At 40.2% G+C, this 18,172-nt stretch carries 16 protein-coding genes; 7 read left to right on the top strand and 9 right to left on the bottom strand.

Features of this window, described 5'->3' with window-relative positions:
- Window positions 1-109: 109 nt before the first annotated feature.
- A complete protein-coding gene (locus tag H5182_RS01380; protein ID WP_182759368.1) occupies window positions 110-739 on the top strand; it encodes a riboflavin synthase subunit alpha in 630 nt (209 codons plus the stop codon).
- 18 nt (window positions 740-757) lie between these two features.
- Here H5182_RS01380 and H5182_RS01375 read toward each other — a convergent pair whose 3' ends face one another.
- Complete coding sequence (locus H5182_RS01375; RefSeq protein WP_145233067.1) at window positions 758-961, bottom strand: CPXCG motif-containing cysteine-rich protein; 204 nt, start codon at window positions 959-961, stop codon at window positions 758-760.
- Window positions 962-1,144: 183 nt separating this feature from the next.
- Window positions 1,145-2,005 (bottom strand): fructosamine kinase family protein, encoded by an 861-nt coding sequence (locus H5182_RS01370; RefSeq protein ID WP_182717354.1) that lies wholly within the window; start codon window positions 2,003-2,005, stop codon window positions 1,145-1,147.
- Between the two features lie 131 nt (window positions 2,006-2,136).
- Between H5182_RS01370 and H5182_RS01365 the strand changes: the two genes are divergently transcribed.
- Complete coding sequence (locus tag H5182_RS01365) at window positions 2,137-2,832, top strand: DUF445 domain-containing protein (RefSeq protein ID WP_182734304.1); 696 nt, start codon at window positions 2,137-2,139, stop codon at window positions 2,830-2,832.
- 58 nt (window positions 2,833-2,890) lie between these two features.
- Here the strand turns inward: H5182_RS01365 and H5182_RS01360 are convergent, their stop codons facing one another.
- The gene (locus tag H5182_RS01360; RefSeq protein ID WP_145233070.1) at window positions 2,891-3,256 is read right to left on the bottom strand and encodes a DUF3718 domain-containing protein; all 366 of its coding nucleotides are present in this window, start codon (window positions 3,254-3,256) and stop codon (window positions 2,891-2,893) included.
- 353 nt (window positions 3,257-3,609) lie between these two features.
- Between H5182_RS01360 and H5182_RS01355 the strand changes: the two genes are divergently transcribed.
- The 3 genes from H5182_RS01355 to H5182_RS01345 all read left to right on the top strand — a co-directional run bounded on the left by H5182_RS01355 (window position 3,610) and on the right by H5182_RS01345 (window position 7,128).
- Complete coding sequence (locus H5182_RS01355) at window positions 3,610-4,395, top strand: hypothetical protein (RefSeq protein ID WP_145233071.1); 786 nt, start codon at window positions 3,610-3,612, stop codon at window positions 4,393-4,395.
- A 96-nt stretch (window positions 4,396-4,491) separates the two neighbouring features.
- Complete coding sequence (locus H5182_RS01350; RefSeq protein ID WP_145233390.1) at window positions 4,492-5,874, top strand: amidohydrolase; 1,383 nt, start codon at window positions 4,492-4,494, stop codon at window positions 5,872-5,874.
- A gap of 12 nt (window positions 5,875-5,886) precedes the next feature.
- Complete coding sequence (locus H5182_RS01345) at window positions 5,887-7,128, top strand: amidohydrolase family protein (RefSeq protein WP_145233072.1); 1,242 nt, start codon at window positions 5,887-5,889, stop codon at window positions 7,126-7,128.
- Window positions 7,129-7,276: 148 nt separating this feature from the next.
- Here the strand turns inward: H5182_RS01345 and H5182_RS01340 are convergent, their stop codons facing one another.
- Complete coding sequence (locus tag H5182_RS01340) at window positions 7,277-9,499, bottom strand: NADP-dependent isocitrate dehydrogenase (RefSeq protein WP_145233392.1); 2,223 nt, start codon at window positions 9,497-9,499, stop codon at window positions 7,277-7,279.
- A gap of 488 nt (window positions 9,500-9,987) precedes the next feature.
- Window positions 9,988-10,203 carry a cold shock domain-containing protein CspD gene (cspD, locus tag H5182_RS01335; RefSeq protein ID WP_054204685.1) on the bottom strand — a complete coding sequence of 72 codons (216 nt, stop codon included), beginning with the start codon at window positions 10,201-10,203 and terminating at the stop codon, window positions 9,988-9,990.
- Window positions 10,204-10,412: 209 nt separating this feature from the next.
- Between cspD and clpS the strand changes: the two genes are divergently transcribed.
- Entirely contained in the window at window positions 10,413-10,721 is a 309-nt protein-coding gene (gene clpS, locus H5182_RS01330; protein ID WP_179959204.1) for an ATP-dependent Clp protease adapter ClpS, read from the top strand.
- A 69-nt stretch (window positions 10,722-10,790) separates the two neighbouring features.
- Entirely contained in the window at window positions 10,791-13,055 is a 2,265-nt protein-coding gene (clpA, locus tag H5182_RS01325; protein ID WP_182759367.1) for an ATP-dependent Clp protease ATP-binding subunit ClpA, read from the top strand.
- 176 nt (window positions 13,056-13,231) lie between these two features.
- Here clpA and infA read toward each other — a convergent pair whose 3' ends face one another.
- The 4 genes from infA to H5182_RS01305 all read right to left on the bottom strand — a co-directional run bounded on the left by infA (window position 13,232) and on the right by H5182_RS01305 (window position 17,946).
- A complete protein-coding gene (gene infA / locus H5182_RS01320; RefSeq protein ID WP_002962494.1) occupies window positions 13,232-13,450 on the bottom strand; it encodes a translation initiation factor IF-1 in 219 nt (72 codons plus the stop codon).
- 90 nt (window positions 13,451-13,540) lie between these two features.
- Window positions 13,541-14,245 carry an arginyltransferase gene (locus H5182_RS01315; RefSeq protein WP_145233075.1) on the bottom strand — a complete coding sequence of 235 codons (705 nt, stop codon included), beginning with the start codon at window positions 14,243-14,245 and terminating at the stop codon, window positions 13,541-13,543.
- Window positions 14,238-14,954 (bottom strand): leucyl/phenylalanyl-tRNA--protein transferase, encoded by a 717-nt coding sequence (gene aat, locus H5182_RS01310; protein WP_145233076.1) that lies wholly within the window; start codon window positions 14,952-14,954, stop codon window positions 14,238-14,240. Before aat ends, H5182_RS01315 begins: the two co-directional genes overlap by 8 nt.
- Window positions 14,955-15,132: 178 nt before the next feature.
- A complete protein-coding gene (locus H5182_RS01305; RefSeq protein ID WP_182717360.1) occupies window positions 15,133-17,946 on the bottom strand; it encodes a bifunctional aconitate hydratase 2/2-methylisocitrate dehydratase in 2,814 nt (937 codons plus the stop codon).
- Window positions 17,947-18,172 lie beyond the last annotated feature (226 nt).

Raw genomic sequence — 18,172 nt, 5'->3', positions numbered from 1 at the left:
CGATGAGTCAATGTTATTGGTTACAGTAATAATAATGTGGATCGAGTAAACTAAAGCGTGAAATAATATGAGTAGTATCTACTTTGGGTAATAAAAGGTGAATTGATTTATGTTTACAGGAATTGTGCAAACACAAGCGACGGTGATTTCGACTAACCAGCAGCAAGGTGTGATGCGTTTAGTGCTCGCTGTAGCAAAGCAATATGTTACAAAACTTGAGTTAGGTGCCAGCGTTGCCATTAATGGTTGCTGTTTAACGGTTGTTAAAGTAGAAAATATCTCTGATCAACCGCTTGCTCAGGTTCACTATGATGTAATTGACGAAACATTACAGTTAACTAACTTAGGAAAGCTTATTGCTGGCAGTACCGTTAACTATGAGCGCTCTATGACTTTTGGTACTGAGTTAGGTGGGCATATTGTATCTGGTCACATTCACTGCACCGCCCAGATTGAAAATATTATTCACACACAAGATAATTGTAAAATACAGTTATGCTTACCAAGTCAATGGCAAAAGTATGTGATGTATAAAGGTTTTGTATCAGTCAATGGCGCTAGTCTCACGGTAGGTGAAACCGATGAGCAGGGCTTTTGGCTGCATTTGATCCCAGAGACGTTAGCTATTACCAATATTGGTAAGGCTGCAATTGGTGATGCGCTAAATATCGAGGTTGATCAACAAACTTATACCATCATCAATACGGTCGAAAATTACTTACGACAGCAGGCTTCGTAGTCAAATATAAATGCTAGGCTAAAATATTTGTTCGTCATCGCTATCAATATGTAACTCTACCTTACTATTTGCATAGTCAATATGCATATTAAAATGGATAGGGTTACAGCATGCTGCGCAATCTTCGAAGTAATCTTGATCGCCATCACTAGCATCAAGGGTAATATGAATATGATGGCCACAATGTGGGCAGCAGATCCGTTGTGAGAGTTGGTTTTTCATAAATGATTCAACCTTACAAAGCAGAGCAATAAAAGGTAATTATTTATCGCTGCTGATAAATGGTTATGCACCCCATAATTGAACGCTAGCGCCTGTCATTGCTGGGGTTGTTCAACATTAGGCGATATCTAAATATAGTCTGCTTTATTCATTTATGACATCTATTTGACAATAAAAACGACCTTATTTCAGTAGTAGTTCTATTTGTTGTTTAGCTTCAGTAAGATAGTGGCCGGCAAAGATATTTGCATGATTTAAAATAGGGTAAAGCTGGTAAATTAACTTACGTTGCTCATAGCCCTGTGTTAGTGGGTAATGCTTGTTATAGGCGATGTAAAAAGCGTCAGGTAAAGGAGCAAACAGCTCGCTCATGGCAATATCAACTTCCCGATCACCATAATAGCAACTCGGATCAAATACACTCGGTACTGATTGAATAAATCCCATGTTGCCACGCCAAAAATCGCCATGCAACAATGATGGCTTTACGGTATGACCATGTAGCATGTCTTTTATCAGTGCGACAAAGTAATCTTTGTCGACGAGATCAATGCCTTTTTCATGCAGTAATTGGAGCTGCCAGCCAATGCGCTCTTCGGCAAAAAATATATTCCATTTTTTATGCCAGCGATTGGGCTGAGTTGTTGGGCCAATAAAGTTATCCTGATCAAAACCAAACATGGCTTGGCGATGTTTCAGATGCAGGCTTGCAAGGTGGCCACCCATAATATGCCAGTTGGTATGAGGTTGTTGGTCAAGTTCAAGCCATTCTAAAACGATAAATGAAAACTCAATATTAGCACCTGTAGTGATACAATCTGGCACCATAAATAAGCTCTCTTTAGTGAGCAGTTGTAAATTGTGGGCTTCGTTTTCAAATCGCTCTAAGTCACTACGATGAGCTACTTTAACAAAATACTGGTGTGTACCATCACTGAGTTGAAATAGTTTATCGTTATTTGGGCTTTGCAGTTGGCGTTTTATAGTGTGTTTAAAGTCAAAATGCATTGCTTGGCTGATCTGTTCGTTAACCGTATTCCACATAGCATTGTTCACCTTTTATACAGATAGTTAAACTATGGCAAAAAGTAGTTAAATAAACAAACTCTTGAGAGTAAAATTAATGTTTTATAAGCGCGCGCTAAGCTTTATGCAACAAACAAGTGGAGAGAATGATGAATAAAAGCCTTATTACCAATGTAATTGCCGGGATTTTAGTGGTGACGGGTTTTCTATTTGACCAAGCAATTGTACTGTCAATCGGCTTATTTGCACTCTCAGGCGCAGTGACTAATTTACTCGCAGTGCATATGTTATTTGAAAAAGTACCTTTGTTATATGGTTCGGGCGTGATCCAGCTGAAGTTTGCAGGTTTTAAAGTGGCGATTAAAAATCTTATTTTAACCGAGTTCTTTTCAGAGCAAAAAATATCTCAATTGTTAGGCAACAAAAATATCAATGTCGACCTACAGCCAGTGATCAATGAAGTCGATTTAAATCCTGCTTTTGATAACTTACTTGACGTTATTGAGCACTCCCAATTTGGTAGCATGTTAGCGATGTTTGGAGGTAGTGCCGCGGTTGAGCCAATGCGCGAAGCATTTATTGACAAAATGCGTGGATCATTACTTAATATGAGCGAAACCGATGAGTTTAAAAGTTTGGTGAATGAAAAATTGACGCAATCAGGGCTCGCAAGTGATTCGTTGTTTAACACTGTTTCTGGGTTGGTTGATGAGCGTTTAGACGAGCTGACACCAAAAATGGTCAAAGATATTATACAAACCATGATCCGTGAGCATTTAGGCTGGTTAGTTGTATGGGGCGGGGTATTCGGTGGTTTGTTTGGCCTGATTGCTGCAATCATATAAATTAATTTTTAAGCAGGCCAACGACTCGCCTGCTTAAATTTGATATTGCCTAGCCATACTACTTAGAACCGGCAACAACCATAATTGTTTGTTGGTCTAGTTTTGCTAAATCTTGAATTGAGGTACCCGTTGTCGTTTCAAGGTTTAGATACTTTGCCGTTTTATTAAAACCGTAAGTTCCCGCAAATTTTGCGATACTCATGTCGTTACAACGCAGTTTATCGGTTGTGGTTGTTTTGCTAATACGTAAGTCTCTCATCGTTGCATAAAGTTGCGAAGGCCTATTGGAGCTCACCGCCATGCATATTTGGGTACTTGGACTATTATCAGCTGCAACAAATTGTGCAGCCTCAGTATTTGTTGCAGTAAGTGCTGCAGAGCTTAAAAGTAATGTTGTACAAATCGTTGTTGATAAAGTATTCATCATCATTCTCCAGTGGTTTGGGTATGTCTGCTTGTTGATGAGTTAATTATCAGCTTTATTTTTAAATAAAGCTGTAAATGAAAATCGACAAGATGTAACACCGTGTGTGGATGTGTTTTATAATAATTAACTATCTGATAATAAATGATTTAATGTATGTATTTTGACATATTTCAAACAAATTATTTTTCACTTTTTTTATTGTTTTTGGTTGTTTTTCAATCTGCTTTCATAGGTTTTACATTATATTTACTTTAGAGTCATTGTACTTTGTTGTGCAGCATTACTGACATATTTTTCAACCCTGTTATGATCGTCTTGATTATCAAAATACCTGTCTATTAGGAGACTCTGTGAGTAAAACATTGGCGAGTTATTATCAGCAAGCATACGCCTGTGAACAGCATAATTTTAACCGTTGCTTTTATTGTGGCTGTGAAGCGACTGAGCGCGATCATTGCCCGCCATTGCATATGCTACAAAGCATTATTGATTTAGGTGAAGAAGCTGAGTTTATTAGTATTCCAGCGTGCTATGAATGCTATGCAATATTGCACAACGAGCGCTTAATGACGATTGATGAACGCTTTACTAAGTTAAAAAACAAACTCGGTGCCAAATACGCTAAACCACTGCGGGTTTATAATATGTGGCATGAGAATGAACTTAGCGATATGAGTGATGAGTTTGCACATAGCATTAAAGCGGGTATGGCGTTAGGAAAAGAAGCCGCAGAGCGCTTGGCGTTTAGTGGTTTTAGTTATGCAACCGAAGAAGCCAAGGTCACAGTGCGAGAAAAAACGGCTGAGTTTGATGTTGAAGGCGCCATTTTTACTGATTTTAAAGAAGCTTTAAATTATTGTATTAGCGAATTAAAAGTACAAAAAAGTGATTTTTATAAAATTTTAGTAGAAGACTACCAAGGTGATTTTAATAAAGCCTTGAGTCAGTATCGTCATCGTCACGATAAAGTGACTGCCGCTAAAGATGGCGATTGCCTAATTAAGGATTTTTCAAAATTGCATAAACAAAATTCAGACTTCGTAACTCGCACTGTTAAGCACTTTATTAGTAAAGATCCAAGTTTGACAACAGAAGCTGCACTTGAGCAACTGTATAACAATTATATTAAGAAATAACATTCATCTTATATAAATGCAGCTCTAGCTGATTTTTTAGCTTTATGTTGTGTGTTTATATAAAGTAACAAAAAAACAACAACAGAGACTAATATGATGCAAAAATTTGCTCCTTCATTGTTGGTTGTTGCACTTGGTGTGGCGATTGCCGGCTGCCAAGACAACGGCCCACAAGACGACAAAGTAACAATCAATAAAAATCCATATCCAAGTACCTATAAGGTACTTAAATCAACCACGACGCTTATCACCAATGCAACAGTACTAACAGGTACAGGTGAGCGTTTAGAAGAAGCCGATGTATTACTTGTTGACGGAAAAGTGCAACAAGTCGGTAAAGATCTAACTGCACAAGCTGATTTGACTATTGATGCACAAGGTAAATGGGTTACACCTGGGCTCATTGATGTACATTCACATTTAGGAGCATACCCAAGCCCTTCTGTTGAATCTCATCAGGACGGCAATGAAATGACCAGCCCAAATACTGCCGAAGTGTGGGTTGAGCATTCAATTTGGCCGCAAGACCCTGGCTTTAACCGCGCGCGTGAAGGCGGTATTACCGCATTACAAATTTTACCTGGCTCAGCTAATTTATTTGGTGGTCGAGGGGTTACTTTAAAAAATGTTCCATCGCACACGATGCAGGGTATGAAGTTCCCTGACGCACCGTATGGTTTAAAAATGGCCTGTGGTGAAAACCCTAAGCGTGTTTACGGGCGTAAAGGGGTTTTACCATCAACACGAATGGGCAATATGGCTGGCTATCGCACTGCTTGGATTGGCGCCGCTGAATATAAACGCGCGTGGGATAAATACGATGCTGATTATGCAGCAGGTAAAAATCCAGAGGTGCCGCATCGTGATATTAAATACGATACATTGCGTGGTGTATTAGAAGGCGAAGTAATGATCCACAATCATTGTTACAAAGCAGAAGAAATGGCAATGATGATTGACCTTTCAAAAGAGTTTGGTTATCACGCGGGTACTTTCCATCACGGTATTGAAGCATACAAAATTGCTGATTTACTTGCAGATAACGGCTCATGTGCTGCGCTTTGGCCTGATTGGTGGGGCTTTAAAATGGAAGCTTACGACATGGTACAAGAGAACGTAGCGATTGTTGATGCGGTTAAAAATTCTTGTGCTGTTGTTCATTCAGATTCTGACACCACAATCCAGCGCTTAAACCAAGAAGCCGGTAAAGTAATGTACCGCGCTAACGATAATGGGTTTAATATTTCAGAACAGCACGCAATTAAATGGATCACTTCGAATGCTGCAAAATCGCTAGGTATAGCTGATAAAACCGGTTCACTCGAAGCTGGCAAACAGGCTGATGTGGTAATTTGGAATCAAAGTCCGTTTAGTGTTTATGCTAAAGCTGAGCAAGTATTTGTTGATGGTGCGAAAGTGTATGATCGCTACGATGATACATTCCAAGCACAAAGCGATTTTATGTTAGGTCAAAAATAAGGAGTAACTAGGATGACAAAATTAACACATTCATTTTCACTCTCGCTAGTTGCTGCTGGTTTGTTAGCAAGTACTGCGGTGAACGCCCAATCAGTCGCGATCATCAACGCCACTGTTCATACCTCAACTGAGCAAGGTATTTTACAAGGCGCTAGCATCATCATGGATGAAGGCAAAATTATTGCTATTAATCCTGCAACAGTCGAAGCTGATACGATTATTGATGCCAAAGGGCAAATTGTTACAGCTGGCTTTATTGGCAGCATGAATCAGTTAGGTCTAGTTGAAGTGGGCGCTGTTGCTGGCTCTCGCGATGCTGGCGATGATAAAGCGGGGATCGATTTTGATCCAAGCCTAGCATTTAATGCTCACTCAAGCTTGATCCCGTATGCACGTAAAGGTGGCATCACCCGTGATGTGATCACCCCACATGGCGGAGAAAGTATTTTTGCAGGCCTTGCCAGCGTAGTTGATTTAAGCGGTGAGTTTGACAGTGTTAAGCAAACGCAAGTCGCGCTGGTAGTTAATTTAGGTGAGAAAAGCAAAGGCTCGCGCGCAATGTCGCTGAAAAACTTGATTGATAAGTTAGCAGCACATCAACAAAAAGCCAGCAAAAAAGATAAAAAAGACGATGCTGTACCAAGCACTGAAGATAAAGTGCTCGATAAAGTATTAGCGGGTGAAATGCCACTATTAGTAACGGCTTCTCGCGCCGCAGATATTATTGAGCTAATCAAAGTAAAACAACAGTTTTCACTTAATTTAGTGATTGCAGGCGCACAAGATGCCGTGGTTGTAAAAGAGCAATTAGCGCAAGCAAATGTTCCAGTCATTGTAAGTTCTATGGAGAGCTTGCCAGGCAGTTTTGATTCGCTACATGCGAGTTTAGATAATGCAGGCAAACTCGAAAAAGCAGGCGTAAAGGTGTTGTTGTCGATCGCAGGCGATGCCAGTCACAATGTTTATCAATTGCGTTTTGACGCGGGTAATGCGGTTTCTTATGGCATGACACAAGCGGGTGCATTAAAAGCGATAACAGCGAATGTTGCTGATGTATTTGGAATTAATGCCGGTAGTGTGGCGGTAGGTAAAGCTGCTGACTTAGTGATGTGGAACGATGACCCATTTGATTTTACTAGTCACGTAACTAAAATGTTTATTAACGGCGAAGAAGTTTCAACTGAAGCACGCCAAGATAAACTCCGTAAGCGTTATACTACTGACTCAGATATGCCTCGCGCATATACTAAGTAACTACGTTCGGCTTAGTAACTTGAACAATTTAAAGGCTGCATTTGCGGCCTTTTTGCTTTTTGTATCAGTGAAAAATAAAACATTATTTAAAAACCACAAAAAAGGCGCTCACTTTAACAGTGAGCGCCTTTTAAATTTAAATCGATACTTATACTAGTTTAGCTAAGATATCGTTAAATGTTGTGCTAGGGCGCATTGCTTTAAATGCTGCATCATCATTTGGTTGGAAATAACCACCGATGTTTACAGCTGGGCCTTGTGCATCGTTAAGTTCGTTAACGATTTGTTCTTTGTTGGTTTCTAAATCACTGGCGATTTGTGTGAACTGTGCTTTAAGTTCACTGTCATCGTTTTGCTTGGCAAGCTCTTGCGCCCAGAATAAAGATAGGAAGAAGTGAGAACCACGGTTATCAATTTCTTTCACTTTACGAGACGGTGATTTGTTTTCAGCAAGGAAAGTACCTGTTGCTTTATCAAGGGTATCAGCAAGCACTTGTGCTTTGTTGTTACCAGTATTGACAGCTAGGTGCTCAAGTGATGCCGCAAGTGCTAAAAACTCACCTAACGAATCCCAACGTAAGTGGTTTTCTTTTTCGAATTGTTGAACGTGCTTCGGTGCTGAACCACCCGCGCCAGTTTCAAATAAACCGCCGCCATTCATAAGTGGTACGATTGAAAGCATTTTTGCACTCGTACCAAGCTCAAGAATTGGGAATAAATCAGTTAGGTAATCACGTAATACGTTACCTGTTACTGAAATAGTATCTAGGCCATCTTTAATGCGTGCAAGAGAGAATAAGGTTGCTTCAAGTGGTGCAAGTATTTGAATATCAAGGCCCGATGTATCGTGGTCTGGCAAGTATGCGTTAACTTTCTTGATTAACTGTGCATCGTGCGCACGGTTTTCGTCAAGCCAGAAAATAGCAGGGTTACCGGTAGCGCGTGCACGGTTTACAGCTAATTTTACCCAATCTTGAATTGGTGCATCTTTAACTTGGCACATGCGCCATACATCGCCTTGCTCAACAGTGTGTTGTAGCAATACGTTGTCAGCACTATCAACAACGCGGATCACACCATTTGCTGGTGCTTCAAAGGTTTTGTCGTGTGAACCATATTCTTCAGCTTTTTGTGCCATTAGGCCAACGTTAGGAACGCTACCCATAGTGGTTGGATCAAATGCACCGTGTTCTTTACAGAAATCAATTGTTGCTTGATAAACACCAGAGTAACAACGATCAGGAATGACAAAGCTAGTATCTTGTAATTTACCTTCACTGTTCCACATTTGACCGCTTGAACGAATTGCAGCAGGCATAGACGCATCGATGATCACATCACTTGGTACGTGTAAGTTAGTGATACCACGATCAGAATCAACCATCGCAATTGCAGGGCGTGTAGCGTATACAGCGTCAATATCAGCTTCGATTTCAGCGCGTTTAGCATCGTCTAATGTTTGGATTTTAGCGTAAACATCACCAAGACCATTATTAACATCAACACCTAGCTCAGCAAATAAAGCGCCGTGCTTAGCAAAAACGTCTTTATAGAATACTTTTACCGCATGACCAAAGATGATTGGATCAGATACTTTCATCATGGTTGCTTTCATATGTAATGAAAACAGAATGCCTTTTTCTTTTGCAGCATCGATTTCAGCCGCTAAGAAAGCTTGTAGTTTCGTAATACTGATTGAAGATGCGTCAATCACTTCACCAGCAAGTAATGGCGTGCTTGCTTTAAGAACAGATACGTCGCCATTTTCAGCAACGTGCTCAATACGTACATCAGTAGCAGTATCAAGCGTTACTGATTGCTCAGAGCCAAAGAAATCGCCTTCGCTCATGCTCGCAACATTTGAAGCAGAATCTTTGCTCCATGCACCCATTGAATGTGGGTTGTTACGTGCATATTCTTTTACAGAGCCAGGAGCACGACGATCAGAGTTACCTTCACGTAATACTGGGTTTACAGCACTACCTTTGATTTTGTCGTAAGTTGCTTGAATTGCTTTTTCTTCATCTGTTTTAGGTTCAGCAGGGTAGTCTGGCAGTGCGTAACCTTTTGCTTGTAATTCTTTGATAACAGCACGTAATTGTGGAACTGATGCACTGATATTTGGTAATTTAATGATGTTTGCTTCAGGTTTTTTAGCCAGCTCGCCTAATTCAGCAAGCGCATCACCAATACGTTGTTCTTCAGTTAAATACTCAGAGAAGTTAGCAATAACACGACCCGCTAAAGAGATGTCACGTGTTTCAACTTCAACGCCTGCGGCATTAGTGTATGCTTGGATGATCGGCAGCAAAGAGTATGTTGCTAGTGCCGGAGCTTCGTCTGTTTTAGTGTAGATAATTTTTGATGTCATCATCATTCCTAGATAGTAGGCGTAAGAGCCATATTCAACAATGCAAAGAAATATCATCGCCATCATGCGTGCACGACGTGACAATGATCAGTCAGTTAGGTGTTAATACTGTTGATTAAATAATCACACCTGACGAACTGTATTTAATTTTATGTTATTTATAAACTAAGTAAATTAGCCATTAGCCTAATTATTAGTGTTTAAAGGGCCTTTTGAGGCTGCTTTTAAGCACCTAAGAGTGTAACAAGCTTGGCAACAAAGGGCTAATAACAAATATAACAAAGGGCTAATAACAAATATAACATGGGGGTATTAAAAAAGAATTTCAAGAGGAAGGACAGTTTTTGTTCATTCTGTACGTTTAATTTCTAATAGATTAGAAATGCCAGCTTTGAATCTGAATGTAAAATTTAATTGAGATTAAATAGTTTAGAGGAATTAAGCGAGGATCTTTACAGGTCGCTCGCTTTAGTCGAACGTCTAAACAACTACACTAACTCTTCGTTAGGCGCTATATTAGTCGCATGCATGCCTTTAGGGCCTTGCTGCAATTCGAATGTTACATCTTGACCAGCTTTAAGTGTTTTATAACCGTCCATTACAATCGTTGAGTAATGGGCGAATATATCATTCTCGCAGCCGTCTTCTACGATGAAACCAAAACCTTTGGCATTATTGAACCATTTGACTTTACCACAAGCCATACTTCTACATCCTTCTATAAGTTGACTAATTTAGTTATTCTAAACCGTATAGTTTGATAGACTGACTAAGGTTTAATCAATCTACAACTGACTGTAGTTTATTTCGCCGATCAGTCAAGTGTTTTAAACTATTTTTTTAACATTTAATTTATTTTTTATTCAAGTTTGCTTGAGTTCCAAAGACAAGACTATATTTAATTATGAGTGGCATGAAAGATTCAGGTGTTTTAGATACGGTTCGCGATAGTGAGAAGCAAAAACTGCAACCACCGCGAAAATACAAAGTCATTTTAAATAATGATGATTACACGCCAATGGACTTTGTGATAGAAGTACTAACGACGTTTTTTAATATGGATAGCGATAGAGCAACAGATGTGATGCTGCAAGTTCATCAAAATGGTCGCGCAATTTGCGGTGTTTATACCGCAGATGTAGCGTATACCAAAGTTGAACAAGTTAACCGTTATGCACGAGATAACGAGCATCCACTGCTATGTAGTTGTGAGCAGGAATAATACCAAGGTAGGGTGATCAAAATACCCATCACAACGGTATAAAAATATTATCTCAGTAAGGGGTTGCTAATGCTAAACAAAGATTTAGAACTAACTTTAAACGCGGCGTTTCGCGAAGCGCGTACACGTCGCCATGAATTTATGACTGTAGAGCACCTATTACTTGCCCTACTTGATAATCCATCGGCTGGAGAAGCGCTACACGCCTGCGGGATTGATATGGCAGCATTAAAAGCTGAGCTATCAGAGTTTATTAATGAGACCACTCCAGTCATTCCTGATTTAGAAGAAGAACGTGAAACTCAACCAACACTTGGTTTTCAGCGGGTATTGCAACGCGCAGTATTTCATGTGCAATCATCGGGTAAAAACGAAGTAACAGGCGTCAATGTGCTGGTTGCCATTTTTTCAGAACAAGAAAGCCAAGCGGTTTACTTGCTGAAAAAAGCTGATATCTCGCGACTAGATATTGTGAACTTTATATCTCATGGTATCTCTAAAGCAGACGATGACATGGGCGGTGAGGATGCTGATGACATCAATGAAGAAGTACAAGCCGTTCAAGGCGAAGAGCCAAGTAAATTAGAAAACTTCACGTCTAATTTGAATGTACTCGCCCGTGAAGGGAATATCGACCCATTGGTGGGCCGTGATAGTGAAGTAGAACGCACGGTGCAAGTACTGTGTCGTCGTAAAAAGAATAATCCGTTATTAGTTGGCGAAGCTGGGGTAGGTAAAACCGCTATTGCTGAAGGTCTAGCGTATCGCATAGTGCATGAACAAGTACCCGAAGTGATTGCCGATGCTGTGGTGTACTCGTTAGATATGGGGGCATTACTTGCTGGTACTAAATACCGCGGTGATTTTGAAAAGCGCTTTAAAGCATTACTAAAAGAGCTTCAGGCGAAACCTGGCGCTATTTTGTTTATTGATGAGATCCATACAATAATTGGTGCCGGCGCAGCCTCTGGTGGCGTTATGGACGCATCTAACCTGCTTAAACCACTGCTTTCGAGCGGTAAGTTACGTTGTATGGGCTCAACTACCTATAACGAGTATAAAAATATCTTTGAAAAAGACCGTGCGTTAGTGCGCCGTTTTCAGAAAATTGATGTACTTGAACCAAGTGTCGCTGATACCACTAAAATACTTAATGGTTTAAAAGAACGTTACGAAGAGCATCATGGCATTCGCTATACGCAAAAAGCGTTAAAAGCGGCCGCAGAGCTCAGTGCTAAGTACATTAATGAGCGTCACTTACCTGATAAAGCCATTGATGTTATTGATGAAGCGGGTGCTAGCCAACGATTACAACCGATCTCTAAACGCAAAAAAACCATTGGTGTGGCAGATATCGAATTGATCGTGGCAAAAATGGCGCGTATTCCGCAGCAAAGTGTGTCATCAAGCGATAAAGAGACTCTTAAAAATCTTGATCGTAACTTGAAGATGTTGGTATTTGGCCAAGATCAATCAATCGATGCACTAACCTCGGCCATTCGCTTATCACGTTCAGGCTTATCAAATGAAGATAAACCAGTCGGTTCGTTTTTGTTTGCAGGACCAACGGGTGTAGGTAAAACGGAGGTAACTAAACAGCTTGCAAAATGTATGGGTGTTGAGTTTATCCGTTTTGATATGTCTGAGTATGTTGAGCGCCACGCGGTAAGCCGTTTAATTGGTGCGCCTCCAGGCTACGTTGGTTTTGAACAAGGTGGTTTGTTAACTGAGGCTGTGATTAAAAATCCACATTCGGTTGTATTACTGGATGAGATTGAGAAAGCTCACTCAGATATTTACAATATCTTACTGCAAGTGATGGATCATGGCACGCTGACCGATAATAACGGCCGTAAAGCTGACTTTAGAAACGTTGTGGTGGTGATGACTACTAATGCGGGCGTACAAGAAACAGTACGTAAATCAATAGGCTTTACTGATCAAGATCATTCTCATGATGCGATGAGCGAAATCAATAAAGTATTTTCGCCAGAATTTAGAAACCGCCTAGATAACATCATTTGGTTTAACCACCTTGATCGTGATGTAACTTTACTGGTTGTTGATAAATTTATTGTTGAGCTACAAGCGCAGCTGGATAAAAAGTCAGTTAATCTTGAGCTTACTAACAAAGCGCGGGAATGGTTGGCAGATAAAGGCTACGATAAAGCTATGGGCGCACGTCCAATGGGCCGCGTGATCCAAGAGCAATTGAAAAAGCCGCTGGCAAACGAGATCTTATTTGGGCAACTTATCGACGGTGGCACAGTGAAAGTGTCTATCAAAGATAAAAAATTACGTTTTGATTATGAAACGAATTTAACACCTGCATAATTGCAGCGTTAAATAGAAAACAAAAAGCCCAGCAATTGCTGGGCTTTTTGTTTATTAAATGTAATTGTTAGTTTAGCTATCAATTACATTTAATAAACGCTTCAAGCTAATGTAGAAAGTAACTAAGTTACTCAGACAACTTAGCTAAAAACTTGATATTTCGTTAACGCACTAACTTAGCGAGCACGGAATACGATGCGACCTTTTGATAAATCGTATGGGGTCATTTCTACGGTAACTTTATCGCCGGTTAAAATGCGGATATAGTTTTTACGCATTTTACCTGAAATGTGAGCCACAACTACGTGACCATTTTCAAGCTCAACTCGGAACATTGTATTTGGTAAAGTATCAAGGACCGTCCCTTGCATTTCGATTACGTCTTCTTTCGCCATGTTTAGCGTAACACCTCTTTAATAGTTAAACGATGCAGATTCTGCCGAAAATACACCAATAAGTAAAGCCGCAGTAGGCATTTTTGTAAATTAAATAGCCAGCCACTGGTCTGCAACCCTATTTTGGGCAGGTAAAAATTGGGTTTTGTAACGCATTTTTGCACATTCATCAATTTGATAACCTAAATAGACAAATTCTTTATCATATTGTTTGGCGAATTTGAGCTGCTCTAAAATCATAATTGTGCCCACACTGAAGTGCTCATAATCAGGATCAAAAAAAGTGTAAATAGCAGAAACAGCGTTGTGCATACAATCAGTTACTGCCACTGCAACCAGTTTCTCTTGGTCCCATAATTCAATAAAAGTAATTGGTAACCAGTGACAAAATATAAAGCTGTTGAACTGACTTTGTTCTGGTGGGTACATAGAACCGTCTTGGTGACGCTCGGTAATGTATTTACTGTATAACGGAAAGTATTCAGGGCGTTGTTGGTCTGAATATTTCACACTAAAGGCATTTTTTGCTTTATTAAGTTTACGTTTTTGTGATTTTGTCGGTAAAAATGCCTTAGCTAATACACGCACAGACTTACATGCGCTGCAAACAGGGCAGTGTGGTCGGTAAATTTGGTCACCACTACGGCGAAAACCGAGGGCCAGTAATTGCTCAAATTTGCCCGGGGTATAACAACTTGGATCCAAAATGACTAATAATTGCTCTTGGCGATCGGCTAGGTAGCTACAATCAAATTGTTGGCTTAAACCTAAACGAGCAGGTAAGTGTTCAGTCATAAATAGCGATAAGCTCCTGAGGTTGCCACATTGTTGTTGGAATAATAAACTCTTCTGCTTGTTTTAGTTTAGTTAAAAATTCTGAGCGCGGTAGCACTTTTTCACCTAAAGTGACTAAATAAGGATTCTCAAGCTGACAGTCAATAAAATGCGCATGGTGACGTTTCAACCAATTGACCAATGCCCACATGGCTAATTTTGAACAATTAGCTTGATGATGGAACATTGATTCGCCGCAAAATACGCCATGCTGCATAATACCGTACAAGCCACCAACAAGTTTGTCGTCTGACCAGATTTCTAAACTATGCGCTAAGCCTGCTTTATGTGCATCTTTATAAGCGTTGAGCATTTTTTTTGTGATCCAGGTGCCATCGGTTTCTAAGCGTTGTTGGCGACAGGCTTCAATCACCTGAGTAAATTCGGTATTAATAGTCACTTTAACCGGATTTTTTTTCAGATGCTTGCGTAAGCTTCGGCTAATATGAAATTCATCGAGTTCAATGATGCCGCGCATACTTGGCGACCACCACATAATTGGCTCGTATTCACTAAACCATGGAAAAATACCGTAGCGATAGGCATTTTTTAATCGCGTTACAGATAAGCATCCACCAATGGCAAGTAAACCATCTGGATCATCTAATGCATGGGTGGGATCAGGAAAAGCAAAGTGGCTTTTAGCGAGTTGATAAAGTTGTTTAGTCATAACACCGATTGAATAACTGAATGGTCAAGATAAAGTGTAACCTGTTGCTTTAAATTCACAAACCACAAATTATTGTGTTATCCATCCCCTCGTACAGCGCTTACTTATGATAGGCAAATTGTAGGCATAAAAAAAGCGCGTTAAAAAACGCGCTTAATTGAACCATTAACTAATCGAATTAGCTAACCACTTTTACGGGTACTGCTTGACCTGCGTTGAACTTAGTTGTCATCGCTTCTTCAACAGGTACAAACGATGTAAGGTCAATACCTTCAACTGCAGACTTATACTCTTCGATAGTCGGGAAACGACCAAGAACAGAAGAAAGTACTACAACTGGCGTTGAACCCAGTAGTGACTCACCTTTTTTCTCAGATGTATCAGCTACTACACGGCCTTGGAACAGACGTGTTGACGTTGCGATAACAGTGTCACCAGGTTCAGCTTTTTCTTGGTTACCCATACATAGGTTACAACCAGGGCGTTCTAGGTATAAGATATTTTCATACTTAGTACGTGCAGCCGTTTTTGGTTTTGCATCGTCAAATTCAAACCCTGCGTATTTAGCAAGGATATCCCAATCGCCTTCCGCTTTAAGCTCATCAACAATGTTATATGTTGGTGGCGCAACGACCAATGGCGCTTTGAATGAGATAGAACCGTTTTTCTTCTCAAGGTTACGTAGCATGTGAGCAATAATTTTCATATCGCCTTTATGAACCATACACGAACCAACAAAAGCTAAATCAACAGGCTTGTCGTTGTAAAAAGAAACAGGGCGGATCACATCGTGAGTATAACGCTTAGAAACATCATCGTTATTTACATCTGGATCGGCAATCATTGGCTCAACGATTTGGTCTAAATCAACCACAACTTCTGCGTGGTATTTAGCATTATCGTCTGGAGAAAGTGCTGGCTCTTCACCAGATTGAATACCTGCAATACGCTTGTCGGCTAAGTCGATTAGACCTTGTAGCGTTTGCGCCTCGTTATCCATCCCTTTGTTGATCATGATTTGGATACGTGACTTAGCAAGTTCAATTGACTTAATTAACGTTTCATCATTTGAAATACAGATTGATGCTTTCGCTTTCATCTCTGCAGTCCAGTCAGTGAAGGTAAACGCTTGGTCAGCCATAAGAGTACCAATATGCACTTCAATGATGCGACCTTGGAACACGTTTTCGCCACCAAATTGCTTAAGCATTTGCGCTTGCGTTGCATGTACAACGTCGCGGAAATCCATGTGCTTAGCCATTTTGCCTTTAAACGTCACTTTAACTGAATCAGGAATTGGCATAGCTGATTCACCCGTTGCAAGTGCAACAGCAACCGTACCCGAGTCGGCACCAAAGGCAACACCTTTAGACATACGTGTATGCGAGTCACCACCGATGATGATTGCGCGGTCATCAATAGTAATGTCGTTCAATACTTTGTGAATAACGTCAGTCATTGCATGATAAACGCCTTTCGGGTCACGTGCAGTGATCAAACCAAACTTATTCATGAACGCCATTAGTTTAGGAATGTTTGCTTGCGCTTTGCTATCCCATACAGATGCAGTGTGACAACCAGACTGATATGCACCATCAACAAGAGGTGAAATCGTAGAAGCAGCCATGGCTTCTAATTCTTGTGCTGTCATTGGGCCGGTTGTATCTTGCGAACCAACGATGTTCACTTTAACGCGAACATTTGAGCCTGCGTGAAGTGGCGTATCTGATAGTACACCTACTGCATTACGGTTAAAGATTTTTTCAACCGCTGTTAAGCCTTGGCCTTCATGTGAAATTTCTTTTGAAGGTGCATACACAAGTGGAGTTTCAATGCCGAGTGTTTCAGCAGCAAACGTTTGTAGTTTTTTACCGAATACAACAGCGTAAGAACCACCGGCTCTCATGAATTCAACTTTTTGCGGTGTGAATGCTGATGAAATATCAACAAGTTCTTTATCACCGTTATAAAGCTTTTTCTCTTTAGTATTGATTGTTAACACAGTACCGGTAGCAACAGAGTACGCTTCTTCAAGCACTGCATCACCATTGTCATCAGTCACTGTATTGCCGTTTGCGTCTACTTTTTTAACCCAGTTTTTAAGGTCAAGACCAATACCGCCAGTTACATCAACGGTTGTTAAGAAGATTGGCGCAATACCATTGGTACCTGCAACAACAGGTGCAATATTGATGAAAGGAACGTATGGGCTTGCTTGTTTACCCGCCCAAAGTGCTACGTTATTCACACCAGACATACGAGATGAACCAACGCCCATCGTGCCTTTTTCAGCAATAAGCATTACTTTAGCGTTAGGGTGTTTCTTTTGAAGCGCAACAATTTCTTGCTGTGCTTCTTCAGTGATCATGCATTTACCGTGTAGTTCACGGTCAGCGCGTGAATGTGCTTGGTTACCTGGAGACAGTAAATCAGTTGAGATGTCGCCTTCACCGGCGATATAGGTTACTACATCGATTTTTTCTTCGATGTCAGGTAATTTTGTGAAGAATTCAGCTTGTGCGAAGCTCTCTAGTAATTCTTTAGCAATTGCATTGCCTGCTTCGTATGCCGCTTTTATGCGAGCCATATCTGCATCGTATAAGAATACTTGAGTCTTAAGTACTTCAGCCGCTTGTGCTGCGATTGTTGCGTCATCAGCAAATACTAAATCAATTAGCATTTCAATTGACGGGCCGCCTTTCATGTGTGAAAGCAGTTCAAATGCGAATTCTGGAGTGATCTCTGCAACTTGCTCTTCACCCAAAATAATTTCTTTTAGAAACTGTGCTTTAACGCCCGCAGCACTGGTTGTTCCTGGTAATGTATTAAAAATAAAGAAATGCAGTGAATCTTTACGGTGCTCGTTATTAGTATCTTTAATTTGATTAATGATTTCTGATACTAGTTCAGCGCTATCGATTGGTTGTGGGTTTAATCCAAGCTCCGTTTTACGGGTTTGGATTTCTTCCATATATTTTGTATACAAACTCATAGAAAACTCTCGGTATTTTACTTGATATGAAGTTAAGCATTTTAACTGATTTTACAGTCTCTAGTAATGCCTAAATGAATAAAGCTTTTCTGCCTAACTATAATTATAGCTAGTTTTACTTACTATACTTTGACGATATTCATTGCTCGAACTTAGATCCTATCGCACCTAAGCCATTAATTGTATAAATATGATTGATTCCGAGTATAAGCGTGGTGAATGTTGA

Origin of the sequence: Pseudoalteromonas sp. SG44-17 (genome assembly GCF_014164235.1) — a bacterium.
Lineage (GTDB): Bacteria > Pseudomonadota > Gammaproteobacteria > Enterobacterales > Alteromonadaceae > Pseudoalteromonas > Pseudoalteromonas rhizosphaerae.
Note: the sequence above shows the minus strand (reverse complement) of the source record. Positions and strands in the feature narration are given on the sequence as shown.